The sequence below is a fragment of the Streptomyces sp. B21-105 genome (assembly GCF_036898465.1).
In the GTDB taxonomy this organism is placed as follows: domain Bacteria; phylum Actinomycetota; class Actinomycetes; order Streptomycetales; family Streptomycetaceae; genus Streptomyces.
Map to the genome: position 1 here is coordinate 407,488 of NZ_JARUMJ010000001.1, position 24,741 is coordinate 432,228.

The following is a 24,741-nucleotide window of genomic DNA, read 5'->3' on the forward strand; positions in this document are numbered from 1 at the left end:
GCGTCACCCTTCGTCGATCCGGCGGTTGACCTCGTCGGCGTGGAGCCGGACCAGTCTGCGGGCGGCCGCGAGGTCGATCGGCACGGTCTGCAGCGCGCGGGCCGCGGGGGCGTGCAGCTCGGCGAGCCGCCGGTCCTCCTCGCCGAAGAACCGCGCCGCGCGCACCCGGTGCAGTTCGAGGCTGGTGCCGAGGTCCGCGTGGTCCTCGACCAGCCGCCGCAGCGCCCGGTCGAACGCGGCGACCTCGGCGCGGGCTTCGTGGGCGCGGTCGCGGACGGCGGTGAGCTCGGGGTTGGGCTCGGTGGTCCGGGCGACGGCCAGCCGGATCCGCAGGCGGGGTGCGGCGCTGCGCGGCGGGCGGGGCGCGCCGAAGAACTTCCCGCCCCACCGCGCCCACAGCCGCGCCGCGGCCTCCTCCTCGGCGGCGAGCTGTCCGACCGCCGTCTGCGCCTGGCCCGAGGTCACGTTCGCGGTGGCGGCCGGTCCGACGACGGGCGCGGGGTCGAGGGACACGTCATGGGCGAGGTCCGCCGGGGGCCGGTCCTCGAAACCGAGCACGAGACGCAGGCCGCTCGAGCGGGCCCGGCGAGCCAGCGGCCCCAGCAGATCCCGTAACAGTGCGTCCGGGTCCGCCGCCCGGTCGACGCGGCCCACCACCAGGCACGCGGGAGGCCGACGGCGCGCCAGCCGGCGGACCGCCTCCCGGTCGCCGTCCGCGCGGAGCCCGAACCGGCCCGTCAGGTACCGGCGCACCTCGGCGACCGACCTGCCGCCGGCGTCGTACGCCGCGTCGATGGAGCCGAGTCCCAGCACGGTGTCCCCGGGGGCCCCGGTCAGCTCGGCGTCGGACACGGTCACGCGGGCCGCCGGGTCGGCCGTGCGCACCAGCCGCACCAGCCACGAGGAGCCCGCGCCGACGGAGGCGTCGGTGCCGACGACGACGGTGCCCGACCAGTCGCCGTCGAGCAGTCGCGTGAGTTCCTGGGTGAGCGCGAGACGCAGCGGGTCGTGCAGCACGTCCTGGGGCAACTCGCCGCCGGCCGGCCCCAGTTCGTCGGTGCGGTGGCCGCCGGTGAACTCCTTGATGCTCGGCAGGTACGTCAGCAGCGTCTCGGTCGGCAGCATCCAGGCCGCGCGGGCGTCGCCGTTGACGTAGTCGGCCACCACGATGCCGATGACGCTGCCCTTGAACTCGCCGTCCAGCGCGATGACTCCGGCGCCGGAGTAGCCCGCCTCGATCCACGGGTCACCGGCGCGGATCTGCCTCAGCAGTCCCCATTCGCCCTCCCGGCCGCCGGAACCGGCCAGCTCGGCGTCGGTCGCGATGCCGTAGGGCTCGGCCTGCGGGAAGCCGTACACCCGCACCCTGCCGCCGGAGATCGGCACCTTCCACAGGGTGGTCCTGGTCGCGCAGTCGACCGGCTCGTCGAGTGCGAGCAGCGCCACGTCGCCGCGCCGTGTGCCGTGCTCGTGCACCCACGATCCGGGGACCACGCGCGCGCTGCGCGTCCACTCCGGACTGCACGCCACGCTCCTGATGCGTACGCAGGACGCCGTGCCCTCCGGTTGCGCTCCCGCGTACCGGACGACATGCGCGCAGGTCAGCACATGCCGGTCGTCGAGGAGCACCCCGGCACCGCACGGAGCCCCACCCTCGTCGTCCACCCTCACCCGCCACGCGTTCTCGCTGTGGTGATGCAGCGCCATCCCTCAACAGTATGGCAACTCCCGCCCCAGGGGCCCGAGATGGCACGATCGCGGTGGCCGCCCCGGGAAACGCGGGCCGCGGCGAGGCGGGACAGGCGCCGGACCGGTCCTCATCCGCCGTCCGCACTCGCATCCGCCGTCCGCACTCGCATCCGACGTCCGTGGCCTCATCCGACGTCCGTGGCCTCGTCCTCGTGCCGTGTTCCGTCCCGCAGACGGATCTCCACGTGGCCGTCGACGACGCGGGTGTCGAAGGCGGGCTGGGGCGCGGTCGCGGGGCCGCGCACGTTCAAGCCGTCCGACAGCCGGAAGACGCTGCCGTGCCAGGGGCACGTGACGCAGCCGTCCGCGACGGCGCCCTCGGACAGGGGTCCCGAGAGGTGGCTGCACCGCTCGGTCAGCGCGTGGATCGTCCCGCCCGGCTCCCGCACCACCACGACCGGGACGTCGTCCACGGCGCGCCGTACGGGCCGTCCGGCCGGAAAGTCGGCCACCGCGCCGACGCGGTGCCAGCCCGGGGTGACGACGTGCGGCACCTCTTCCGCGTGGTTGGCGCCCGAGGCCTGGCGGTAGGCCAGGTGACCGCCCAGCATGCCGCCCAGCCCGGCCGCCGTCAGGCCGAGGAACCCGAGGGTCCGGCCCCGCGCCGTGCGTCCGGTGACGCGGCACACGAGCGAGGCGCTGTACAGGCCGACAGCGGCCGTGTTGGTCAGGGCGTGCACCAGCCCGACGCGTTGCTGCTGTCGGTGCAGTTCCGCCCAGTCGACCGCGCCGGTGAGCACGGCGGGAGCGGCGGCGGCCAGCCCGACGCCGACGAGGAGCCCCGCCCCGCGGGTGTGGCCGGGGCTCAGGTCCAGCACCGCCGCGGACACCCAGCTGCCGATCGGCACCTGCACCGCGAGCGGATGCACGGGGTGCCCCAGCCACAGGCCGTGCAGGATGTCACGGCCCTGCCCCAGGGGCAGGGACCGGACGCCCTTGCCGAGCACGTCGATGACCCCGTCCGCCCAGGTCGCACGCTCGAGGCCGTCCAGCAGCCGCAGGGCCCGGTTCTGCCGCATACGGCGATGAGAAGGCATGGTGCTCATGCGCACCGGGTCTCCCTCCTGACCCACGGCAAACACCTCGCCGGCGAACCCGTCAGTGTGCCCGCGGCGGGATATAAGAAACAGATAAAGATCGTGGGCATGCGGGGCGTACGGCGGGGCACACGGCGGAACGGAGGTTGATGACGATGGTTCCCTTGCTGCTGGTTCTTCTGCTCGCCCTGATCCTCTTCGGCGCCGGGTTCGCCCTCAAGGCGCTGTGGTGGATCGCCGTGATCGTCCTCGTGGTCTGGCTGGTCGGCTTCTTCGCCCGCTCGACCGGAGCGGGCGGGACACGGGGCCGCTGGTACCGCTGGTAGAGCGGGTCGGCACGGTCGGAACGACAGGTCGACAAGCACGACATGACATACGGGTGGGGCGCACCGGACAGGACACCGGTGCGCCCCACCGGTATGTGCGCAGCAACCTCACCCGACGCTCACACACCTGTCCGTATCGCCGGCCGGACCGCGGGTAGGCGGCTGAGCAGCTCGGGGCCGGCGCCTGTGCCGGCAGGGAACCCCGGCGCCTCCAACAGGCGCCGGCCCCGAGTCATCGGCGTCGTCCCGTGGTTCAGGCGTTGACGTGACGGCGCACGGCCGTCGCCTTGCGCGGCGCGGCATGGTGCGCCCGCTCGCTCGTCCGGGAAGGCCGCTGCCGGCCCAGCCACAGTGACGTCAGGGACAGCAGCCCCGCGAAGACCACCAGGAAGAACACCGACACCCACATCTGACGGCTCCCCGGGTCCTCCCTCCCCGTCCAGCCGGCCGACACGGCCCACAGGACGGCGCCGCCCGCGTAGACGGGGCGGATGCGCCGCAACTGCCGCACGGCACGCACGGATTCAGCGTGATCGATTTTCGAAGCCATGTCCGCCCTGGTACCCCGATCCGCGCCCTCCACCGCGAGGACGCGGACGGGGTTTCGCCACACGCCCGGGCCGGCACCCGGGCGCGCGCCCGCCTCGCCGTGCCGTGCGGCCGCGGACGGGGCCCGGGACGGGGTGCCGACCCTGGGACGGGCACGCGTCTGCGGGAGCCGGGGGTCGGAGCTGCTCGGCTTGGAGTGTGCTCGAGAGCGTTCTGGTGAGTGGGAGTGAGTGTGGGTGGTCTGTGCGCACCGGCGCCTACGGTGCCGAGATCGCCCGTTTCCTGACCACACAGGGTGTCCCCGTCATCTCACCACGGCTGATCGCCCTGCCCGGCGTCGGCCCCGAGAGCGCGGGCCAGCTGCTGACCACCGTCGGCGACAACCCGGACCGCCTGCGCTCGGAAGCGTCCTTCGCCCACCTGTGCGGCGCCGCCCCGCTGCCGGCCTCCTCCGGCCGCACCAACCGGCACCGCCTCAACCGGGGCGGCGACCGCCAAGCCAACCGGGCCCTGCACACGATCGTGCTGGTCCGCATGCGCCACGACCAGCGCACCCGCGAGTACGTCGCCAGACGCACCGCCGAAGGCATGACCAAGAAGGACATCATGCGCTGCTTGAAACGGTTCGTCGCCCGCGAGGTCTACCAGCATCTGCTCCGCCCGCACATCACCGCCGAACAGTTCAAGCAAGCCGCTTGACGATCTATAGGAGCTTCTCCCGCTCAGTCTCTAGGAACGGTCAGAACCCCCGGTCGATCCAGTCCTGCAGATGCGGGGCCTCCGCCGCGACGGTCGTCGTCCCGCCGTGGCCGGTGTACACGGTCGTGTCGCCCGGCAGGGTCAGCAGCCGGTCCCGGATGGAGTCGACGATGGTCGGGAAGTCGCTGTACGACCTTCCGGTCGCTCCCGGCCCGCCGGCGAAGAGCGTGTCGCCGCTGAAGAGGGCCCCGAGGGCGGGTGCGTGCAGGCAGACCGCGCCCGGGGCGTGGCCCGGGGTGTGCAGCACGGTCAGCTCGACGCCGCCCACGGTGACGACCTGGCCGTCGACCAGCTCGCCGTCGGGGGACCGGTCGGGGTGGGTCTGCTTCCACAGCGGCAGGTCGTCGCCGTGCAGCAGGATCGGGGCGCCGGTGCGGTCCGCGAGTGCGGGCGCGGCGTCGATGTGGTCGTTGTGGGCATGGGTGCACACGATGGCCCGCAGGGTGCGCCCGCCGAGGGCGTCGGCGATGGCCTCGGCGTCGTGCGCGGCGTCGATGACCACCGCCTCCTCGGCGTCGCCGACGATCCACACGTTGTTGTCCACGTCCCAGACCCCGCCGTCCAGCGCGAACGTTCCCGAGGTGACGAGCCGTTCGATCGTGACGCCGGCCATCAGAAGACCACCACCGAGCGCAGCACGTCGCCGCGGTGCATCCGCTCGAAGGCCTTCTCGACCTCGTCCAGGGCGATGGTCTCGGTGACGAAGGCGTCCAGGTCCAGACGGCCCTGGAGATACAGGTCGATGAGCATCGGGAAGTCCCGGCTGGGCAGACAGTCGCCGTACCAGGAGGACTTGAGGGCGCCGCCGCGGCCGAAGACGTCCAGCAGCGGCAGTTCCAGCTTCATCTCGGGCGTCGGCACCCCGACGAGGACGACCGTGCCGGCCAGGTCGCGGGCGTGGAACGCCTGCACGTACGTCTCCGGACGGCCCACGGCCTCGATCACCACGTCCGCGCCGAAGCCGCCGGTCAGCTCGCGGATCGCCTCGACCGGGTCGGTCTCCCTGGCGTTCACGGTGTGGGTCGCGCCCAGCTTCCGCGCGGTCTCCAGCTTGTGGTCGTCGATGTCCACCGCGACGATCCTCGACGCGCCCGCCAGGTTCGACCCGACGACGGCCGCCGCTCCCACCCCGCCGCAGCCGATGACCGCCACGCTGTCACCGCGCCCGACCTGTCCGGTGTTGATGGCCGCGCCGATGCCCGCCATCACCCCGCAGCCGAGCAGTCCGGCCGCGGCCGCGGAGGCGGCGGGGTCGACCTTGGTGCACTGCCCGGCCGCCACCAGCGTCTTCTCCGCGAACGCGCCGATGCCGAGGGCCGGCGAGAGCTCGGTGCCGTCCAGGAGGGTCATCTTCTGCTTCGCGTTGTGGGTGGCGAAGCAGTACCAGGGCCGGCCGCGCAGACAGGCCCGGCACTGCCCGCACACGGCACGCCAGTTGAGGATGACGAAGTCGCCGGGGGCGACGTCGGTGACGCCCTCCCCCACGGACTCCACCACTCCGGCGGCCTCGTGACCGAGCAGGAAGGGGAAGTCGTCGTTGATGCCGCCTTCGCGGTAGTGCAGATCGGTGTGGCAGACCCCGCAGGCCTCGACCTTCACCAGCGCCTCACCCGGGCCCGGGTCCGGCACCAGAATCGTTTCCAGGCTGACGGGGGCGCCCTTGCCCCGCGCGACGACGGCACGGACCTGGTGCGTCATGGCCACTCCTCGACTGATACGACAAATATGACAACTGCGACAAGCTCGTGGATGCTTGCGGGAAACGGCGACTGATGTTGCTTATTACGGCACGCATCTCACGGGTCGCAACAAGCATCGTGGAGGGCCGACCAGCGGTCAAGGCGTCGCACCCCGCGGAAGTCGCCGACGCGGCATCCGCGGACACGGCCGGAGCCGCCGGAGCGGCATCCGCGCACACGAAGGGGCGCCGCCCGCTCGGTGAGCGTGGCGGCGCCCGGGGGTGGAGCGGCGCCCGGGGTGGAGCGGCGCGCCCGGGGGTGTCGTCGGGACTACTTCCGGCCGTGCCGCAGGAGCAGGAAGGCGAGGGCGGCGGCCGCGGCAAGGCCGATGACCGCTGCGCGGTGGTCGCGGACCGGCTCGGGCGCCTTGTCCTGCCACAGCCGTTCGGCCTGCCCCGCCCTGGTCCTGACCTGCCCCGCGGCCGCGGCCGCCTTGTCCTTCACCGGAGCGGGGACCTTCTCCTCCAGGGCGTGGGCCGCCTCGGCGGCCTTCGCCCTGGCCTGTTCGGACAGATGCGTCGCCTTCGCGCCCGCGTGTTCCTTCAGCTCGGCCGCCTTCTCCTGGGTGCGGGCCTTCACATCCGTCTTCGCGGCCAGCGACTCGACCGTCGCGCCGAGCTCGTGGCGCGTCCGCTCGACCCGGCGGCGCAGCTCGTCGGGGCCCGTGGGCTCGTTCTGGGAGGGCTGGGTCATCGTCGTGCACTCTCCTTGATCTCCGACACATCGGCCTTCACGCTCTGCACGGCGCGCTCGGGCACCGGCGGGGCGGCCCGGCCGACCTGCTTCTTGCCGGTCAGCGCCAGTACGGCGGTGATCACCGCCAGCACGCCGGTGACGATCAGGGCGGCGGCCCACACCGGGAGCGGCACCGCGAGCCCGGCGATCGCGGCGGCGATCAGCGCCTGAAGGGTGAGGACGCCGAAGAGCCCGGCCCCGCCGAACAGTCCGCCGCCCTTGCCGTACCGCTTTCCTTTCTCGGCCATCTCCGCCTGCGCGAGCCGCATCTCGCCGCGCACCAGCTCGCTCAGCTGCTGCGAGGCGCGTTGCACCAGTGCGCCGACGGAGTCCCCGCCGTTCTCGGCGCTGCGTACGCCATGGCCGCCGCTCCTGCCGTACCGGCCCGTCTCAGCCATCCTCATCACCCCTTTTCAGCATGCGATGCCCGCCGAGTACCCGCCGAACGGCAAGAAAGGCATACGGACCGCTCCTTTTCGGACCGGACACCCCGCGTGACGCCTGACCGCGGGCCGGGCGGGTGCACCCGGTTGGACCCCCGCCTCGCGCGGCGGCGCCGGTCGTTGCCTAGCGTCGAGGCGAAGGCCACCTCGGCCGGGAGGAGACGCCCATGCCAAGCCGCGCCACCCTCGCAGGCATAGCCGCCACGATCCTGACCACCACGATCCTGACCGTCGCTCTCCTGAGCGGCGTCGCCCACGCCCAGGACCTGAACTGCAGCGACTTCACCTCCCAGGAAGACGCCCAGGCCGTCTTCGACCAGGACCGCAGCGACCCCAACCGGCTCGACGAGGACCGGGGACCGGACGACGGCATCGCCTGCGAGGTCCTCCCCCACCGGTCGCTGCCCACCCTGGCTCCCGCGACGAGCAGCCCCGCACCGCGGTCGATCAGCCCCGCACCGGTCGTGAGCGGTTCCGCGACCGCCTCGGGCAGCCCCGCGCCGCTGCCCGCCCTCGGCGTCCGGGGAGGCGTCGGCGGCGCCGTCACCGGCGGCCCGACCGGCTGGGACGTCGGCATCGGCGCAACCCTCACCGCGGCGGGCCTGCTGGCCGCAGCCGGCTGTGTACGACGTCGCCGGCGCCGTCTGTAGTCGCGCACACCGCGGCCGCGAGCGTTCCCCTGCCCGCCCGATGTGCCGGGCCGCGGCAGTCGGGGTACGCGGAGCGGAACATGCAGACCTTCCTGCCGCATCCGGACTTCACCGCGTCGGCAGCCGCCCTGGACCCACGGCGGCTGGGCAAACAGCGCGTCGAGGCACTCCAGGTGCTGCGCGGCCTGACCGTCGCGGGCTACGGGTGGCGCCACCATCCGGCGGTGCGCATGTGGACCGGCTACGAGGAGGCGCTGGTGCGCTACGGCCTCGAGGTCTGCGGCGTCTGGACGGCGACCGGCCGCGCGGACACCTGCGCCGCCTCGCTGATGACCGCCTTCGCCGGCCGACGGCCCGGCGTCCGCACCCAGCAGGAGCTCGCCGAGGCGCGCGAGCTGCCGCCGTGGCTGGGTGACGCCGCCTTCCACCGCAGTCACCGGTCGGCACTCGTGCGCAAGGATCCGGCGTTCTACACGGCACGGTTCCCGGACGTGCCCGACGATCTGCCGTACGTCTGGCCGGCGTCGGACCGGGATGACGACCGGCCGCCGCAGAGGCGGGCGCAGGGTCGGGCGCAGAGGCGGGCGTAGGCCGCTGTCGGCGCGCCGACGGCGAGTCCGATTTACGGAGAATGCACGCATGGGCCGGGTGAGGGCGGATACCCGAGCGGCATGGTACGGACACTGAAGCGGCACGGACGGCACAACGGGCGCGGTACGGCCGCCCCGGAGGCGGAGCGCGGCCGGGCAGCCGCCGCGGGGCCGGACGAGCAGGTGGAGGAACGGGCCCCGGACAGTCCGACGGAGCTGCCCAGGCACTCCTGGAAAGCGGTGCTCAAAGGCACGCTCAAGGAGTTCAAGAAGGACGAGCTGACCGACCGGGCGGCGGCCCTGACCTACTACGGGATCCTGGCGCTGTTCCCGGCACTCCTCGCACTCGTGTCCCTGCTGGGCATCATCGGGCAGTCGGCGACGCAGCAGGTGCTGGACAACATCCAGAAGCTCGCCCCCGGCCCGGCGCAGGACATCCTGCGCAACGCCGTGCGGCAGATGCAGGGTGGCAGCGGGCTGGGCTCGGTCATGGCGATCGTGGGCCTGGTCCTCGCGGTGTGGTCGGCGTCCGGCTACGTCGCCGCGTTCATCCGCAGCGCGAACGCGGTCTACGACGTCCCCGAGGGCCGTCCGGTGTGGAAGGTGCTGCCGGTCCGGGTCGGCGTCACCGTGGTCCTCATGGTGATGGCCGTGATCAGCGCGTTGATCGTGGTGTTCACCGGCGGCCTCGCGCGCCAGGCGGGCACCGCCCTCGGGGTCGGCGACGCTGGACTGACGGCGTGGTCGATCGCCAAATGGCCGGTGCTGGTGGTTCTGGTCACGATCATGATCGCGCTGCTGTACTGGGCGACCCCTAACGCGAAGGTCCGCGGCTTCCGCTGGATCACGCCGGGGAGCTTCCTCGCGCTGCTGATCTGGATGATCGCCTCCGCCGGGTTCGCGCTCTACGTGGCGAACTTCGCGTCGTACAACAAGACGTACGGCACGCTCGCGGGTGTGATCGTCTTCCTGGTGTGGCTGTGGATCACCAACCTGGCGATTCTGCTCGGTCTGGAGTTCGATGCCGAGCTGGCGCGCCAGCGCGCCGTCGCCGGGGGCCACCCGGCCGACGAGGAGCCGTACATCCAGCCGCGCGACACCCGTAAGTGGGACGAGGAGGACCATCGCCGCCTCGGTTCCTGACCTGCGGGCGCGGTCGCCCCTCGCGGGACCGGTCGCCTCCTTCGGGCCCCTCCGTCGTCATCCGTGACGGGAGGGGCCTCCTCGGCCCGTCCTGCGCGACAGGAGCTTCGCGTCAGGCGGTTCGCTGCGGGCGGTTCGCGACGGGCGGTTCGCGACAGGACCTGTCAAGAACGTCGTCGCGATAGGCCGTTCGCCGCCCGGAACGGGACAGGGCGGCAGACATGACTACGCTTGGCAGGAGTCGCTCATCACGGGATAAAATCTGACAAATTTCCCTAAGGAACCGAAGATGGGTCTCCGCGTCAGCCTTTCGGCCGGGAAGGGCCGGTCCCTCGTCCGTGCGTCCATGGCGCTCACGGTCGCCGTCGTCCTGACCCTGTCCGGGGCCTGTGCCGGGGCCGGCGGGAGCGGTGGAAGCGGCGACGGGGAGGACAACCCCACCGTCGGCCTGCTGCTCCCGGGCGGCGGCGCCTCCCGATTCGGCCAGTTCGACCGGCCGCTGATCGAGAAGAAGCTGAAGGAGCTGTGCCCGCACTGCCCCACGACCTTCGCCGCCACGCCCGACCCGGCCATCCAGCGGCAGCAGCTCGAGTCCATGATCACGAGGGGGGTGGACGTGCTGATCGTCGCCGCCGTCGACCCGGAGCTGCTGCGCCCGTCGGTCGAGGCCGCGCACCGGGCCGGCATTCCGGTCGTCGCCTACGACCGGCTCGCGCAGGGCCCGATCTCCGGTTACGTCACCTTCGACGGCGCGCAGGTCGGCAAGCTCCAGGGCGAGGCACTCCTCAAGGGCATGGGGGCGAAGGCGCCCGGCGGGCAGATCGTCATGATGAACGGGGCCACCACCGATCCCAACGCCGCCTGGTTCAAGCAGGGGGCCCTCGACGTCCTCCGGGGCAAGGTGAAGATCGGCAAGTCGTACGACGTCGTCGGCTGGCGGCCGGAGAACGCCTTCGTCGACATGCGCAGCGCCATCGCCGCGCTGGGCGGGGGCGACATCGACGGCGTCCTGGCCGCCAACGACAGCCTGGCCGGCGCAGTGATCTCCGCCCTGCGGGCCGCGGGGGTGCGTTCGCTGCCGCCGATCACGGGCCAGGACGCCGACCTCGCGGCGGTGCGCCGCATCGTCCGGGGCGACCAGTACATGACCGTCTACAAGCCGTACAAGTCGGCGGCCGACGCGACGGCCGAGATGGCCGTCGCGGCGGGACGCGGCGAGTCGGTCGGATCCATCGCCACCGGCACCGTCGACAGCGCCACCACGAAGGACATCCCGGCGGTCCTGCTTCCGCCGGTCTCCGTCACCGTGGGCACCGTCAAGGAGACCCTGGTAAAGGATGGTCTGTACACCATCAGTCAGATATGTCCACCGAGCCTCCGCGCCGCCTGTGCCGAAGCCGGACTCATCTGACGGGCGTTCCCGGACACGACAGGAGGTGGCCCGTGGCGGTTCAGCCCTTGCTGGCGCTGCGCGGCGTCTCCAAGCGGTTCGCCGCAGTCCAGGCGCTGGTGGACGTGGAGCTGGAGATCCGGGGCGGGGAGGTGGTCGCCCTGGTGGGCGACAACGCCGCCGGCAAGTCCACGCTCGTCAAGGTGATCTCCGGCGTCGGGCCCGCCGACCGGGGCGTCATCGAGTGGCGCGGCGTCCCCATTCAGATCAAGCGCCCCCAGGACGCCCGGTTGCTGGGCATCGCGACCGTCTACCAGGACCTCGCGATGTGCGACAACCTCGATGTCGTCGGCAACCTCTTCCTCGGCCGGGAGATCCACCGGCTCGGGGTTCTCGACGAGGTCGAGATGGAGCGCCGCACCCGCGATCTGCTGCACACCCTGTCCATCCGCATCCCTGACGTGCGGGTGCCGGTCGCCGCCCTGTCCGGCGGTCAGCGGCAGGTCGTCGCGATCACCCGTTCGCTCCTCGGCGAGCCCCGGCTCCTGCTGCTGGACGAGCCCACCGCCTCCCTGGGCGTCGAGCAGACGACGCAGCTCCTGGACCTCATCGAGCAACTGCGCGACCGGGGCCTCGGCGTTCTCCTCATCAGCCACAACATGGGCGACATCAAGGCCGTCGCCGACCGGATCGCCGTCCTGCGTCTCGGGCGCAACAACGGCGTGTTCGACGTGAACACCGCCTCCCAGGAGCAGATCATCTCCTCCATCACCGGCGCGTCGGACAACGCCGTCGGCCACCGCTCGACCCGTGCCGAGGAGACCTGGCCGTGACGGGGAGGAAGAACGGGGCGCACGCCGACGAGGCCGCGCCCGACACGGGCCGCACGCAGAACCCGGCACGGCGGGGCGCCGGGGTTCTTCGGGCGGGCGCCGATGCGGTGGGCCGCCGGCTGCACACACACGACCTCGGACCGGTCCCCGTCCTGCTCGCTCTCGTCGTCACCTGGACGATCTTCCAGATCCTCGACCACAACTTCCTCTCGCCGCGCAATCTGTCCGTGCTCAGCGTGGACATCGTCGGCACCGGCATGATCGCCGTCGGCATCGTCTTCGTGCTGCTGATCGGCGAGATCGACCTTTCGGTGGGCTCGCTCGCCGGCCTGGCGGGCGCCGTGTTCGCCTCGCTCAATGTGAACCTCGGGATGCCGGAATGGCTCGCCGTGATCATCGCGGTGCTCTGCGGCGCGGCCGCCGGGGCGGTGCACGGGTTCTCCTTCGCCCGGATCGGCGTTCCCGCGTTCGTCGTCACCCTCGCCGGCCTGCTCGCCTGGAACGGCCTGATGCTCTACCTGCTGGGGACCGAGACCGCCATCAACTTCGACGAGACCGGTCTGGTCGCCACGCTGACCAGCCGCAACTTCAGCTCCGCCGCCGTCACCTACGGCCTGGCGACGCTCGCCCCGGCCGCCTACCTCCTCGCCTCGCTGCGGGAGCACGGACGCCGCGCCGCAGCCGGGATGCCGGGCCCGCCGGTGAGCGGGATCTGGGTGCGCGCGGCCCTGCTGGCGATCGTCGCGTTCGGCGCCGTCCTGGTCCTGAACCGGTTCGAGGGAGTGCCGCTCGCCCTGCTGATCTTCCTCGCGGTCGTCGTCGCCTCGGACCTCTTCCTGCGCCGCACGCCGTACGGCCGGCAGGTCCTCGCCCTGGGCGGCGGCGTCGAGGCGGCCCGGCGATCCGGCCTGGACGTGACGCGCGTGCGGATCGCGGTGTTCGTGGCGTCGGGGACGCTGGCGGCGGTCGGCGGCCTGTTCGTCGCGTCGCGCCTCACCTCGGCGAGCCAGGTGCCGGGCTCCGGCATGCTGCTGATCAACGCCATCGCCGCAGCCGTCGTCGGCGGCACCAGCCTGTTCGGCGGGCGCGGCTCGCCCTGGTCGGCGCTGCTGGGCGTGCTCATGATCCAGTCGATCGCCTCCGGCATGGCGCTGCTGGGGGTCGAGCCCCCGGTGCAGTTCATGGTCACCGGCGGGGTGCTGTACACCGCGGTGGTCCTGGACTCCCTGGCCCGCCGCGCCGCACGCGCCCGGTGACGCCCCTGAACAAGCACCCCTGAAGACGCGGCACGCCATCAGGACGAGGCGTTGGCCTCGGGCGGAAAACTCCTGTGCGCCGGCTCGCACACCTCTGCGATCATCCCCGGATGGACGACAGTCTCGTCTCGCTGGTCATCCGAAATCCGCGCGGCCTGATCCCGGGCTGAGTGCTGGCGTTGGCCGCGGCGAGGCCATGAAGGGGCCCGGTCGGCCGGGAGGTGCGTACGGGGCGCGGGGACGGCGCTATCGCAGCAGGTCGAACCGTACGTCCCGCCACATCGCGCGCGCTGGGGACCGGGCGTCGTCGGTCAGCTGGTCGTCGGGAACGGACCAGACCTTCACCGGAGTGGCGCCGGCCGTGAGCGCCGGCCAGCCCGGGTCCCCGTCGGCGGCGAAGCCGACCCATGCGCGCATCATTCGCCGGGACAGGGCGCGGTCCGGGTCGTCGGGGGCGCCGCCGATGAGGAAGGCGGCGCCGGGCGCGTCCAGGTTGCCGAAGGCGAACGGAATGTCGGCGGTGTGCCAGGGCCGTGCCTCGCCGTCCGGCGTCCGGCGGCGGCGGGCGAAGCGGGACGCGTGGGCCCGGCCGCCCGCCCGCGCGTGGTGCTCGGCGAGCCGACTGCCGTACTCCCCGAATCGGGCGTCGCCGAAGAGGGCGAGGTACCGGTCGAGCAGCGGGGCGTCGGGCATGAGGGCGCGGTAGCCGTCGAGCAGGCGGGCGGGCAGACCGAGAACGCGGGCGAAGTCCGCGAGTTCGGCCTCCGACGAGATCTCCCGTACACCGCCGACGGCGTGCAGGAACCAGCACTCCTCGACCGTGTGGCACACCAGGAGGTCCACGTCGCGGGCGACGCCCGTGTCCAGTGCACAGAGCGGGTCGGTGGGCAGTACGTCGCCGTCCACGACCGGCTGGAAGACCACCGGGTCGTAGGCCTGCGGCGCCGCCACCGGGTCGTCCCGGAGCTGACCGGCGACCCTGTCGGACGCGGCCACCAGCCGGTGCGGGGAGGCGGAGAGCAGCCCTTCGCCCGTCGGGGCGACTTCGGCCTCGGCCGCGATCCGCCGGGCGACGGCGGCCGCCGTCGCCACGGGGTAGAACGCGTTGGGCACGCTGTGGGCGATCGCTCTGCGGAACAGTCCTCGCGTCTCCTCCCTCGCCATCAGGCACGCGATCGATCCGGCTCCGGCGGAGTGCCCTGCCACCGTGACGCGGTCGGGGTCGCCGCCGAACGCGGCGATGTTGTCGCGGACCCAGCGCAGCGCGGCCGTCTGGTCCAGCAGCCCCCGGTTGTCGGGGAAGCCCGGCACATGACCGAACCCCTCGAATCCGACACGGTAGTTGCAGCCGACCACGACCGCGCCGGCACGGGCGAGCGCGCCGCCGTCGAAGTCGGGCTGGGCGGAGGAGCCGAAGGTGTAGGCGCCTCCGTGAATCCAGAACAGCACCGGCAGGGGGCCGGCGTCCGAAAGCGCCGACGTCGGCGCCCAGACGTTGACGCTGAGAACGTCCTCGTCGCCCTCCTGCCACACCGGTGAGCCGGGCAGCCGCGCCGACTGCGGCGCGATGGGTCCGAAACGGCGGCAGTCCCGCGCGGCGCCCGGGTCCACGAGGGGCTGCGGCGCGCGGAAGCGGTTCGGCCCGAAGGGCGGGGCGGCGTACGGGATGCCGAGGACGGCCGTCACGCCGTCGGGTGACCGTTCGCCGCGCAGCACGCCGCTCGTCGTCCGGAATCTCGCAGCCCCGGGCTCGGCGCCCGGGGCGTCTGCCGTGCGGCGCCCTGCTCTCCTCCCGTGGCCTCTCCGGTCGGTGGGACGCGCACGGTGCGGTCGTCCTCGGGGCTCAGGCATCGAGGACTGCGGCGACGGCCTCGATCTCGACGAGCTGGTCGGTGTAGCCGAGGACGGTGACGCCCATCAAGGTGCTGGGGACGTCGTGGTCGGCGAACGCGTCCCGGACCACCTTCCAGGCCGTCACGAGGTCCTCCTGCCGGGACGACGCGACGAGCACCCGGGTGCTGATGACGTCGTGGAGGGACGCGCCCGAAGCGGCTAGCGCGGTCCGCATGTTCTCGACGGCCTTGCTCGCCTGGCCCGCGTAGTCCCCGACCGCCGCCGTGGAGCCGTCCTCGTTCAGGGGGCACGCCCCGGCGAGGAAGATCAGACGGGATTCGGCGGGCGCCGTGGCCGCATACGCGTACTCGGCGACGTCGGACAGGGCGGCGGAGCGGATCAGGGTGACGGCACGAGGCACGGTCTGCGGGTCCTTTCCCGGGACGAGGAGCCCGGACATCCTCGCAAAGGCCCGGGGCCCGCCGCCTCTCCTTTTTCGAACGGCCTTACCGGGGGCCGGTGTTCAGCCGGCGCGAGGGGCGAGGCCCAGGCCGGTGAGCGCCGCCTCGCCGGCGGCCGCGTGCGCGTCCCCGGCGAGCAGCAGGGTCCGGGCCGCCTGATAGCGGCAGCCCGCCGCGTCGAACGCCGCCGCGACGGCGAGCAGTCGCGCCCGGTCGCCGTCCAGCAGCGCTTCGGAACGGTCCAGTTGGGCAGTGGCGACCAGGTTGCCCGCGACCGTGCCGCGTGCTGCCCCGATCCGCTCGCGGGCGTCCGGGTGTCCGGCCAGCGCCGACGCCTCGGCCCGCACCGCCGCGTACCAGTGCAGCCAGACCCAGGTGACCCACTTCCACACCCGGTCCGGCGGCGGCGCCACCCGTTGCAGCGCCGCGTCGGGTTCCCCGCGGTGGAGCAGGACCGTCGCGTCGAAGACCGCGCCGTAGCCGTGGCGGTGCTCGGACTCATGGCCGGCGTCGTCGACGATCGCGAGCCACGCCGCCCTGGCCTCGTGATCGGCGCGCAGCCCGTGGATCATCGCGACCGACGCGGCGGCCGGACCGAGCGAGAACGACCGCGGCCGGCCGCCGCGCTCCCACGCGTCGAGGAAGCGCACGCTGCCCGCGAGCACGTCGTCGGCGGCGCCCGCGAAGGCGTCCGCGACCAGCAGCCAGGAGACCCCGTGATGACCCGCCTCCGCCAGCAGCGGGTGACCGGCGAGCTCCTCGCCCCACCGCCTGGCCTGCTTCAGCTCGCCCACCCCGAGCGCGGTCGCGGACGCCATGGCGAGGGCGTCCATGCGCTCGTGCGCGGCGGCGGGCGTGCGCGGCGCCGCGGCCAGCACGTCGATGCGGTGGCGGGCCGCGTCCGCCGCCGCGAACGGGCGGCCCGCCCAGCTGTGAGCGCCGGAGAGCGCGTCGAGGGCCGCCGACTCGGCCACCGGATCGCCCGCCCGCCGGGCCGCGTCCACGGCCCGCTCGGCGTGTCCGACCGTCTCGTGCGCGGAGTTGTCCGTGTCGCCCTGGACCGCGCCGAAAGCGTCCGCCACCACCGCCGCCTCGGCCAGCGCGACCGCCGCCCCGGCCGCCGGGCCGCCGTCGCGGGACAGCTCACGCGCCGCCGCGAGCAGGCTGGCCGCCTCCCGCGCGGTGGGGACCCGTTCGAACGTGCTGGAGAAGCGGTACGCGACGGCGGCGGCGGCCGCCAGGTCACGCCCGGCAGCCGCCGTGTCACCGGCCCGGCGGGCCGCGTCCGCGGCAGCACGGTGCAGGCGGAACATGTCGTCGCCGAGGCGGCGGCAGCCGGCCACCCCGGCGGCCCGGCGCAGCGCGGCAGCGGCGCCGGCCGGGTCGCCCGCGGCGTCGGCGAGCGCGGCCGCCTGTTCGAAGCGCTGCTGGGCCTCGCCGACCAGGGTGCGGGCGAAGGCAAGACCGGCCAGGGACAGTGCGAGGCGGCAAGCGTCCTCGCGCCGCTCCGGCCGGTCGGCCGCCCAGGCCAGGGCGGTCCGCAGGTCGTCGGCCGTCGCGTCGAACCGTGCCCGGCGGCCCTCGTCCACGAACTCCGCCGACAGGTCGGCCGGTCGGGCGTCCTCGAGGTCGGACGCGGCGGTCAGGCACCAGCCGAGGTGGCGGGCGCGGACGTCCGTCAGCTCGTCGGCGTCGGCCAGCCGCCGGGTCCCGTACTGGCGGACGGTCTCCAGCGCCCGGTACCGGACGCCCGACGGGGACGGCGTCGCGGTCAGCAGACTCTGCTCGGCGAGCCTTCCGAGGCCGTCGGCGACCGCGGCCGCGTCCAGCGGCGCGAAGGCGGCCACCACGGCCGCCGCCTCGGCCGTGAACGGCGCCGCGAACACCGAGATCCGGCGCAGCAACGCCCGGTCCCGCGGCTCGAGCAGGTCGTGGCTCCAGTCCAGCGCCGCCCCCACCGACCGGTGCCGGTCGTGCGCACGCGGCCCTCCGGCGAGCATGAGCAACTGGTCGGTGAGACCGGCGGTGAGGCCCGGCAGCCCCAGGGCGGGATAGCGCGCCGCCGCCAGCTCGATGGCCAGCGCCATCCCGTCGAGGCCGGCACAGAGCGCCGCGACGTCCTCGCGCGCCGACGCGTCCGGAGCGCGGCCGGCCGCAGCCGCCCGCTCCACGAACAGCGCCACGGCGTCCGACTCCCCGCCGTCCGCCCAGGACAGCGGCGGCACCTCGAAGGCCCACTCGAACGGCACCAGCATCCGGGCCCGGCTCGTCGCGAGGACCTGTACCCCCGGACAGGCCGTCAGCAGCCGCTCCAGGAAGGGGGACACGCCGTCGATGACCTGCTCGCAGTTGTCCAGCACCAGCAGGGCCCGGTGGTCCGCCAGCGCGGCGAGCACCGTCTCGTCGACGCCACGACCCGGCTGCTCGCCCGTGCCCACCGTCGCCGCGACCGCCGCGCCCACCCGTCCCGGATCGGTGACCGGGGCCAGATCCACGAACCACACCCCGTCGGGGAAGTCCCCGGCGGCCTGTGCCGCGACCGCCAGCGCGAGCCGGGTCTTGCCCACGCCGCCCGGCCCGACTGCGGTCACCAGCCGGCGCGCCTTCACGGCTTCGGCGAGGTCGGCGCGCTCCCGCGTCCGGCCCACGAACGCCGTCAGCGGCGTCGGCAGTGCGGGCGCCGGGCACGCCCGACCGGCATGGGCGAGATCGGCCGCACGCCGGGACAGCGCGCGCCGGTCCAACGCCCCGAGCTTGCGCAGCAACGCGGAGACGTGCGACTCCACCGTGCGCACCGAGATGAACAACTGCGCGGAGATCTCCGCGTTGCTGAGGTGCTCGCCGAGCAACGCGAGCACTTCTGCTTCCCGGGCCGAGATCACTGGAGTGGACACCGGGACATTATCCGGGGGGCGCCCTGGTGCGGCTCCGGGCGGTACGGGTCCTGTCCGTAGCCTCTCCGTAGTCCTCTCCGCATGCCGGTCCGTGGTGCTTTCCGTGGTGCTCTCCGTGGTGAGCACGGACGCGGTGACCACTGCGGCCGGGAGAGGCTGTGACCACGGCGTTCGAGCCCCGGCAGGGACACCCCGGCGCCACTCGTCACCCCACCCACCGACCGCAGGAGCGACCATGACCGGATCGTCCGCCCCGGCGTCCGAGACCACAAAGACCACGGAGTCCCGGGAGACCACGGAGACCACAAAGACCACGGACCCGCTGCCCGGGACCACGGGCGCCGGCCCTCGCCCCCGTGCGGTGCGCCGCCGCGACACCGAGCACCGGCTCGCCCACGACGTCGACGTCTGGGTGGCCAGCGCCTCTGCCGACGGCGTGCCCCACCTCGTGCCGCTCTCCTTCGACTGGGACGGCCGCACACTGCTCATGGCCACCCCGGCGGACAGCCCGACCGGCCGGAACCTGACAGCCTCCCGGACCGCCCGGCTGGCACTCGGCCACACCCGGGACGTCTGCATGATCGAGGGCGAGACCGAGGTCCTCGGCATCGACGCCCTGCCACCCCGGCAGGCCGACCGGTTCGCCGAACGCACCGGCTTCGACCCGCGCACGCTCACCACGCCCTACCGCTGGTTCCGCGTCACCCCCCGCCGCATCCAGAGCTGGCGCGAGGCGGACGAGCTGTCCAGCCGCGAGCTCATGCGCGACGGCCACTGGCTCGCCTGACCGCGCCGTGCCGCCGTTCAGCCGCCCCGAAGTGCCCATCTGTGCATACGATCTGATGGACCGTCCAACAAGGAGATCCGCGATGACGAACACCCAGCAGCCCGCCGCCGGCAGCGCCGCGCCCGAGCGGTTCGACGGGTTCTCGGCCGAGGAACGCGAAGCGATGAAGGAACACGCCCGGGACCTCAAGACGACCGCGCGCCGCAGCCCGCGCAGCGCCAAGGCGGACGGCGAGAAGGACGTGCTGGCGAAGATCGCCGACATGGCGGACGCCGACCGCGTCCTCGCCGAACGACTGCACACGATCATCAGGACGGCCGCGCCGGACCTCGCGCCCAAGCTCTGGTACGGCATGCCCGCCTACGCCAGGGACGGCAAGGTCGTGTGCTTCTTCCAGAGCGCGCAGAAGTTCAAGACCCGGTACGCCACCCTCGGCTTCAGCGACCAGGCGCGCCTCGACGACGACACCATGTGGCCCACGACGTACGCCCTGACGAAGCTGGACGCCGCCACCGAGACCCGCGTCACCGAGCTCGTCGTGAGGGCGGCGGGCTGAACCGAAGCGGCGGCCCTGCCGCAGCCGAGCCGGGGTTCGCGGTGGGCGTTCGGGTGCTGCTGAACACCCTCGGTCTTCCTCTGATGCTCCTCAAGTCGCTTGGCAGGAGCGGGACACGGCGGCCACGATGATCGACATGACGGCAATCGCGGGACTCACCAGGAAACAGGACGTCGTACTGCTCGTCCGGGACGCGGATTTGGTCTGTGCCGCCCTTCGGCAGGCGTTGGCCGAGGCCTCGCCCGAGGAGCGCCCCGGTCTGGAACGCGCCGCCGCCCTGGTCGAGTCCACCGCCGCCGCCACCGACGGTCAGCTGCGTGCCCGTTGGGTCCGCTCCCGGCTGGCCTCGGCCGGTTTCACCGGCGACATCGGCTCGATCTCGGCGGTGAGGGCGCTGCGCAAGGCGGAACCGGGCCTGAGCCTGCTGGCGGTCGTGCGTCTGCAGAAGGACGCGGTGGCGTTCCCGGAGTGAACCGGACGTGCCCGGGCACTGTGCGCGCGGCCCGCCGCCCACCGTTCGCCGGCCGGGTCAGCGGGGTGTCCGCCAGGTCATGACCTCGGTGGGCGGAAGGCGCTCGGCGAAGCGGTCGTCGGGCGCTTCCTCCCGCAGCAGCGCGCGCAGCTCCCGCTCGAAGTCCCCCAGCCGGTCGCCGAACAGATGCGGCGCGGAGTCGGAGCGGGAGAACGCCCACGCCACGAGGTCGTCCGCGGTGCGCTCGACCACTCCCCCGGCCGGCACGACATGTCGCCGGAAGTCCACGAACCCGGCCCGGGCCATGACGAGGTCCTCCCGGCCCGGCGTTCCGTTCACGAGCACTCCGCGTCCCGCGCGGCGCACGGGGCCCACATAGCGGCGCACGAGGGCGCCGATGCGGTCGTACGGGGGCGCGGGCGACGGCAGCGGCCTCGGATCGGGAGGCGGGTTCTGGTGGTCGCTGACGTGGACGAAGACGCCTCCCGGCTCCAGCATCCGCAGCACCGTGGCGGCGACACTGTCCCGGTCGGTCCAGTGGAAGGACTGGGCGAACACCACCGCCCGGAACTCCCCCAGCCCCGCCGGCAGATCTTCGGCGCGGGCTGCCGTCCAGCGGGCGGCGACGCCGTGACGTACGGCCCGGCGTCGGGCCGCGGCCAGCATGGCCTCGTCCGGGTCGACGCCCACGGCCTCGGCGAAGTAGGGCGCGAGGGCGATCAGCACGATGCCCGGGCCGCAGCCCACGTCGAGGAGTCTGCCCCGGCCGTCCAGACCGAGGGCGTCGGCGACGGTCTCGGCGAAGCCCGGAGCGTACGGGAGCCGGCCCCGCTCGTAGTAGGCCGCGCTTCCCCGGAACAGGGAGCTGTCCCACTCCCACCCGTCAGGCATCGCATCCCTCCATCGGACCGTAGTCGCCTTCTGCCGCCGTCGGCGGCAGTTCCCGCGTGCACGGGCGTCCGCCGCGCGCCGTCGGGCGGTCACCGCGGGGCGCGGGGGCTTCGGGGTAGGGAGTGACGTCGTCCGGCCCGGCCATGAGGGGGCTTCAGCGGCGGCCGCGCAGCCGGGCCAGGAGGCCGCGTGCCTGGGCGCGGCGGCGCGGGTCGGCCGCGGCACGCCGTGCCTGCTCGATCGTGCGCTGCCCCTGAGGGCTGCGCGCGAACGTCTTGATGCGCTGGATGAGGCTCATCGCTGTGCTCCCGTGGGGTCCGTCGACGTCGTCACGTCTTCTCGGCTCGGTCTCTCGGCTCGGTCTCTCGGCTCGGTCTCTCGGCTCGGTCTCTCGGCTCGGTCTCTCGGCTCGGTCTCTCGGCTCAGTCCTACCCCCGAACGGGTCGAACAGGCCGGCCGGTCGCGGGTTCACGCACACCGCGCCGCGGGCGCCACGCTCAGGCCTCGCGTCACCTTGCCGGCCGGGGTGCGGGCGGGCGCGGACGGGGTCCGTGCGGTCGCGGGGGCGGTGCGGGCCGGCCGGACCCGGTAGGTCGTCTTCGCCGGGTCGGCGACGGGCTCGCCGAGGATGATGCGTCCGGCGGCGTGCAGCGCGTCGCATTCGGCGCGGGACAGGGCGACATAGCAGCCTCCCCGGCCGCTTCCGGCGTCCAGCGGCCGCCAGTAGCCGTAGGTGCGCCGGCCGTTCGCGTGCTCTGTGACGAAGACGGGGGTGCGGGGATCGGCGACGATGCGCAGGACGTCGGCTCCGGCGCGGCTCAGCGGCTCCGCGGGGCGGGAGGGAGCCTTCCGTACGACGGACCCCGTACTGCGCTCGTCCGGGAGGGGCAGAGGTCGTGCCGCGGCTGGCCCGCGATCGGCGGTGGTCGACATCATCGGTGACCTTTCCTGGACGGGGACTGGAGACCGCCTACCCGGCCGAGCCGGAGTTGATCTCTCTGCGGAGGCATCCTTCATCACACCACTGACAACGGGCCGTTCCTCAAGCGCCGTCGCCTTCCTGGCGTCTGACGGATCCTCACGGCGTCAGGAGAAGAACCCCCGCGGCGCGGGCAGGCCCGGCGTGAAGGAGGACGGCGCGCTCATGACCCGGTCGAGGTCGCGGCGGATGCGTTCGGCCTCGCCGCGCACCTGCGCGGGCACATCACCTCGTTCGCTGACGAGACGGTGGTAGATCGGGGTGTCTTCGAAAAGGGGGGTCACCGAGGAGGCTCTTCTTTCGGGTCGAACCGGCGCTTGGGGGCAATCGCCTGACGGCCCGGCAGCGGAACCGCCGAACGGCGACATCATCGTATTGTCCCCGACGCGACGCGGTGCGCGCGACACGGGGCCTGTGGTGGGCGGTGCGGCTCGGGGCGCGACGGAGCGTCCGGCGTCACCAGAGCAGGGGGTCCCGCGCCGCGCAGGCCCGGCCGGCGAGGCCTGCCGGGGAGCCGGGCGCCGACTGCGCCCGCAGCAGTTGCGCGACGACGGCAGCCGTGGCGCGGTGCCAGTGGCCGCCGCGCCGGAGCATCGCGTGGTCACCCCCGCGGACGAGGACGAGACCGGCCTGCGCGTCGGCCTGCCGGGCGCGCCGCACGTACTCCGCGGACGCCGCGGGGTCGGTGACCCGGTCACGGTCGCCGTGCAGGACGACGACGCGCGTCTCGGCGAGGTGGGCGGCGGGTTCGCCGGGTGGACACCACGGCGCCAGGGCCAGCACACCGCGCACCGCCGGGTCGGCTGCCGCGCGCAGCGCGGCCCGGCCCCCCATCGAGTGACCGACCAGGATCACGGGCACCTCACCGGCGAGGCGCCGCAGCTCGTCGAGGGCCCGTGCGGCGTCGTCCACCGGGTCCGCGGTGGCGTTCCACCCCTGATAGCGGTAGCGCACCTCGCCGACGAGGACGTCCCGGCGGTCCGTCGAGGCGACCGCGGCCCGCACGAGCGGGCGCATGCGCAGGGCGGCCGGGTGCCAGGCCCTCGAGGCCCTGCGGCTGTGCTCCCGGCCGCCGTGCAGGACCAGGACCGCGGCCCCGGCCGGCGCCGTCGGCCGGCGCCGCACCACCAGCGCGGCCCCGGCCGCCACAGCCGTCTCCCTGGCGCCCGCTCCTCTTGCGCCCGCTCCTCTTGCGCCCGCTCCTCTTGCGCCCGCTCCCCTGTCGCCCACTGCCACGCCGCCTCCCGCAGCTCGCCCCGGACCGTCCCGGACCGTCGCGGACGGCCCGGGACACCTCCCGGCCGGTCCGGCGGCCACGGCCGAGGATGTCAGAGACAGCCCGGGTCCGCAGGCGCGCGGCTCACCCCGACGGACGGAGGGCTGCCCGGCCCCGGATGTCCCGCTCCCGCCGAGAGCGCCGCCGGCCCTGGCCCGCTCCCGGGTGCGGGCCGCCGCGGCGCGTCACGGGGCGGATCCCGTCGGGCGGGCGACCGCCGTCCGCCCGGCGCAGCACAAGCCGGGCGACGACCGGGCCCGGCCGTCGCGGGTCGGGTCAGCGGGCGGCGAGGAGTTCGAGGGTGTCGATGACGCGGTTCGAGAACCCCCACTCGTTGTCGTACCAGGCGACCACCTTGACGTGCCGGCCGTCGACGCGGGTGAGGGCCGAGTCGAAGATCGACGACGCCGGGTTGCCGGTGATGTCGGACGACACCAGCGCGTCCTCGGAGTACTCGAGGACGCCGGCGAGCGGACCCTCGGCCGCCGTGCGGTAGGCGGCCAGCACCTCGTCGCGCGTCACCTCGCGGGCGACGGTCGTGTTCAGCTCGACGATCGATCCCACCGGGACCGGCACCCGGATCGAGTCGCCGGACAGCCTGCCGTCGAGGTTCGGCAGCACGAGGCCGATCGCCTTGGCGGCGCCCGTCGTGGTCGGGACGATGTTGACGCCGGCGGCACGGGCCCGGCGCGGGTCGCGGTGCGGGCCGTCCTGGAGGTTCTGCTCCTGCGTGTAGGCGTGCACGGTCGTCATGAAGCCGTGCTCGATCCCGGCGAGACCGTCGAGGACGGCGGCCAGCGGCGCGAGCGCGTTGGTGGTGCAGGACGCGTTCGAGACGATGGTGTGCAGCTCGGGGTCGTAGGCGTCGGTGTTGACGCCGTAGGCGAGGGTGACGTCGGCACCGTCGGAGGGCGCGCTGACGAGCACCTTGCGGGCGCCCGCGTCGAGGTGGGCGCGGGCGGCCTTGGCGGAGGTGAAGCGGCCGGTCGCCTCCAGCACGATGTCGACGTCGAGCTCGGCCCACGGCAGCTGCGCCGGCTCGCGTTCGGCGAGCACCTTGATGCGGCGGCCGTCGACGACGAGGGCGCCGTCCTCGACGGTGACCGGGCGGCCGAGCCGGCCGGACGTGGAGTCGAAGGCCAGCAGCCGCGCGAGGGCGGTGGGCTCGGTGAGGTCGTTGACGGCGACGATCTCGAGGTCGCTGTCGCGTTCGAGGAGCGCACGCAGCACGTTGCGTCCGATGCGGCCGAATCCGTTGACGGCGATGCGAGTCATGAGTGGTGTCCCTTCGGTTCGTCACCCAGCCTCGCGCGGGGCGGGCGGGGTCGGCCACGGCGTGCGCGCCATGGTTCGAAAGGATCCCGCCACCCTACGGCACCGTGCGGACGGACGG

25 protein-coding genes and 2 pseudogenes are annotated in these 24,741 nt (G+C 73.7%); 11 read left to right on the forward strand and 16 right to left on the reverse strand.

Going from position 1 to position 24,741, the window contains the following annotated elements:
- Positions 1-3 precede the first annotated feature (3 nt).
- Together QA802_RS01560 and QA802_RS01565 are read right to left on the reverse strand one after the other, a co-directional pair.
- Positions 4-1,707, reverse strand: a complete 1,704-nt coding sequence (locus QA802_RS01560) for a S1 family peptidase (protein ID WP_334517563.1) — start codon at positions 1,705-1,707, stop codon at positions 4-6.
- A gap of 167 nt (positions 1,708-1,874) precedes the next feature.
- Positions 1,875-2,768: a Rieske (2Fe-2S) protein gene (locus tag QA802_RS01565; protein ID WP_334534234.1), complete on the reverse strand. Its 894-nt coding sequence runs from the start codon at positions 2,766-2,768 to the stop codon at positions 1,875-1,877.
- Between the two features lie 173 nt (positions 2,769-2,941).
- Here QA802_RS01565 and QA802_RS01570 point away from each other — a divergent pair, with 173 nt between their 5' ends.
- Complete coding sequence (locus tag QA802_RS01570; protein ID WP_057580461.1) at positions 2,942-3,112, forward strand: DUF5670 family protein; 171 nt, start codon at positions 2,942-2,944, stop codon at positions 3,110-3,112.
- A 253-nt stretch (positions 3,113-3,365) separates the two neighbouring features.
- On the opposite strand, the gene QA802_RS01575 is transcribed toward QA802_RS01570, so the two are convergent.
- Positions 3,366-3,632 carry a hypothetical protein gene (locus QA802_RS01575; protein ID WP_334517564.1) on the reverse strand — a complete coding sequence of 89 codons (267 nt, stop codon included), beginning with the start codon at positions 3,630-3,632 and terminating at the stop codon, positions 3,366-3,368.
- A 326-nt stretch (positions 3,633-3,958) separates the two neighbouring features.
- Here QA802_RS01575 and QA802_RS01580 point away from each other — a divergent pair.
- Positions 3,959-4,360: pseudogene (locus QA802_RS01580) on the forward strand (transposase); the annotation flags it as partial.
- A gap of 40 nt (positions 4,361-4,400) precedes the next feature.
- On the opposite strand, the gene QA802_RS01585 reads toward QA802_RS01580, so the two are convergent.
- The 4 genes from QA802_RS01585 to QA802_RS01600 form a co-directional block, all read right to left on the reverse strand.
- Positions 4,401-5,033: an MBL fold metallo-hydrolase gene (locus tag QA802_RS01585; RefSeq protein WP_334517565.1), complete on the reverse strand. Its 633-nt coding sequence runs from the start codon at positions 5,031-5,033 to the stop codon at positions 4,401-4,403.
- Positions 5,033-6,118 (reverse strand): S-(hydroxymethyl)mycothiol dehydrogenase, encoded by a 1,086-nt coding sequence (locus QA802_RS01590; RefSeq protein ID WP_334517566.1) that lies wholly within the window; start codon positions 6,116-6,118, stop codon positions 5,033-5,035. The genes QA802_RS01585 and QA802_RS01590 overlap by 1 nt, the downstream gene beginning before the upstream one ends.
- A gap of 311 nt (positions 6,119-6,429) precedes the next feature.
- The gene (locus tag QA802_RS01595) at positions 6,430-6,852 is read right to left on the reverse strand and encodes a DUF3618 domain-containing protein (protein ID WP_334517568.1); all 423 of its coding nucleotides are present in this window, start codon (positions 6,850-6,852) and stop codon (positions 6,430-6,432) included.
- Positions 6,849-7,292: a phage holin family protein gene (locus QA802_RS01600; protein WP_334517570.1), complete on the reverse strand. Its 444-nt coding sequence runs from the start codon at positions 7,290-7,292 to the stop codon at positions 6,849-6,851. The genes QA802_RS01595 and QA802_RS01600 overlap by 4 nt, the downstream gene beginning before the upstream one ends.
- A gap of 212 nt (positions 7,293-7,504) precedes the next feature.
- Here QA802_RS01600 and QA802_RS01605 point away from each other — a divergent pair, with 212 nt between their 5' ends.
- The 6 genes from QA802_RS01605 (at position 7,505) to QA802_RS01630 (ending at position 13,199) form a co-directional block, all read left to right on the forward strand.
- Positions 7,505-7,987, forward strand: coding sequence for an excalibur calcium-binding protein (locus QA802_RS01605; RefSeq protein ID WP_334517571.1), 483 nt, complete (start codon positions 7,505-7,507; stop codon positions 7,985-7,987).
- A gap of 80 nt (positions 7,988-8,067) precedes the next feature.
- Positions 8,068-8,577, forward strand: coding sequence for an MSMEG_6728 family protein (locus QA802_RS01610; RefSeq protein WP_334517572.1), 510 nt, complete (start codon positions 8,068-8,070; stop codon positions 8,575-8,577).
- Between the two features lie 81 nt (positions 8,578-8,658).
- Positions 8,659-9,720 (forward strand): YihY/virulence factor BrkB family protein, encoded by a 1,062-nt coding sequence (locus QA802_RS01615; RefSeq protein ID WP_334517574.1) that lies wholly within the window; start codon positions 8,659-8,661, stop codon positions 9,718-9,720.
- Positions 9,721-10,009: 289 nt separating this feature from the next.
- The gene (locus QA802_RS01620; RefSeq protein WP_334517576.1) at positions 10,010-11,131 is read left to right on the forward strand and encodes a sugar ABC transporter substrate-binding protein; all 1,122 of its coding nucleotides are present in this window, start codon (positions 10,010-10,012) and stop codon (positions 11,129-11,131) included.
- Between the two features lie 32 nt (positions 11,132-11,163).
- Positions 11,164-11,943, forward strand: coding sequence for an ATP-binding cassette domain-containing protein (locus tag QA802_RS01625; RefSeq protein ID WP_334517578.1), 780 nt, complete (start codon positions 11,164-11,166; stop codon positions 11,941-11,943).
- Positions 11,934-13,199, forward strand: a complete 1,266-nt coding sequence (locus QA802_RS01630) for a sugar ABC transporter permease (RefSeq protein WP_443042251.1) — start codon at positions 11,934-11,936, stop codon at positions 13,197-13,199. Before QA802_RS01625 ends, QA802_RS01630 begins: the two co-directional genes overlap by 10 nt.
- A gap of 246 nt (positions 13,200-13,445) precedes the next feature.
- On the opposite strand, the pseudogene QA802_RS01635 reads toward QA802_RS01630, so the two are convergent.
- From QA802_RS01635 to QA802_RS01645, 3 genes and pseudogenes are all read right to left on the reverse strand, one after another.
- Positions 13,446-14,933: pseudogene (locus QA802_RS01635) on the reverse strand (carboxylesterase/lipase family protein); the annotation flags it as partial.
- 109 nt (positions 14,934-15,042) lie between these two features.
- On the reverse strand, positions 15,043-15,453 hold the full coding sequence (locus QA802_RS01640) for a RidA family protein (protein WP_334517580.1): 411 nt from the start codon (positions 15,451-15,453) through the stop codon (positions 15,043-15,045).
- 102 nt (positions 15,454-15,555) lie between these two features.
- Positions 15,556-18,387, reverse strand: coding sequence for an ATP-binding protein (locus tag QA802_RS01645; RefSeq protein ID WP_334517581.1), 2,832 nt, complete (start codon positions 18,385-18,387; stop codon positions 15,556-15,558).
- 235 nt (positions 18,388-18,622) lie between these two features.
- Here QA802_RS01645 and QA802_RS01650 point away from each other — a divergent pair, with 235 nt between their 5' ends.
- The 3 genes from QA802_RS01650 (at position 18,623) to QA802_RS01660 (ending at position 20,202) form a co-directional block, all read left to right on the forward strand.
- Positions 18,623-19,174 carry a pyridoxamine 5'-phosphate oxidase family protein gene (locus QA802_RS01650; RefSeq protein ID WP_334517582.1) on the forward strand — a complete coding sequence of 184 codons (552 nt, stop codon included), beginning with the start codon at positions 18,623-18,625 and terminating at the stop codon, positions 19,172-19,174.
- A gap of 82 nt (positions 19,175-19,256) precedes the next feature.
- The gene (locus QA802_RS01655; protein WP_334517583.1) at positions 19,257-19,730 is read left to right on the forward strand and encodes an iron chaperone; all 474 of its coding nucleotides are present in this window, start codon (positions 19,257-19,259) and stop codon (positions 19,728-19,730) included.
- Positions 19,731-19,866: 136 nt separating this feature from the next.
- A complete protein-coding gene (locus tag QA802_RS01660; protein WP_334517584.1) occupies positions 19,867-20,202 on the forward strand; it encodes a hypothetical protein in 336 nt (111 codons plus the stop codon).
- Positions 20,203-20,259: 57 nt separating this feature from the next.
- On the opposite strand, the gene QA802_RS01665 is transcribed toward QA802_RS01660, so the two are convergent.
- The 6 genes from QA802_RS01665 to gap form a co-directional block, all read right to left on the reverse strand.
- Positions 20,260-21,093, reverse strand: coding sequence for a class I SAM-dependent methyltransferase (locus QA802_RS01665; RefSeq protein WP_334517585.1), 834 nt, complete (start codon positions 21,091-21,093; stop codon positions 20,260-20,262).
- Between the two features lie 154 nt (positions 21,094-21,247).
- Positions 21,248-21,391: a hypothetical protein gene (locus QA802_RS01670; protein WP_173985839.1), complete on the reverse strand. Its 144-nt coding sequence runs from the start codon at positions 21,389-21,391 to the stop codon at positions 21,248-21,250.
- Between the two features lie 170 nt (positions 21,392-21,561).
- Positions 21,562-22,029 carry a cell envelope biogenesis protein OmpA gene (locus QA802_RS01675; RefSeq protein ID WP_334517586.1) on the reverse strand — a complete coding sequence of 156 codons (468 nt, stop codon included), beginning with the start codon at positions 22,027-22,029 and terminating at the stop codon, positions 21,562-21,564.
- Positions 22,030-22,179: 150 nt separating this feature from the next.
- Entirely contained in the window at positions 22,180-22,356 is a 177-nt protein-coding gene (locus QA802_RS01680; RefSeq protein ID WP_319171605.1) for a hypothetical protein, read from the reverse strand.
- A 172-nt stretch (positions 22,357-22,528) separates the two neighbouring features.
- Positions 22,529-23,221 carry an alpha/beta hydrolase gene (locus QA802_RS01685; protein WP_334517587.1) on the reverse strand — a complete coding sequence of 231 codons (693 nt, stop codon included), beginning with the start codon at positions 23,219-23,221 and terminating at the stop codon, positions 22,529-22,531.
- A 403-nt stretch (positions 23,222-23,624) separates the two neighbouring features.
- Positions 23,625-24,623 (reverse strand): type I glyceraldehyde-3-phosphate dehydrogenase, encoded by a 999-nt coding sequence (gene gap, locus QA802_RS01690; protein WP_319171603.1) that lies wholly within the window; start codon positions 24,621-24,623, stop codon positions 23,625-23,627.
- Between the last annotated feature and the right edge of the window lie 118 nt (positions 24,624-24,741).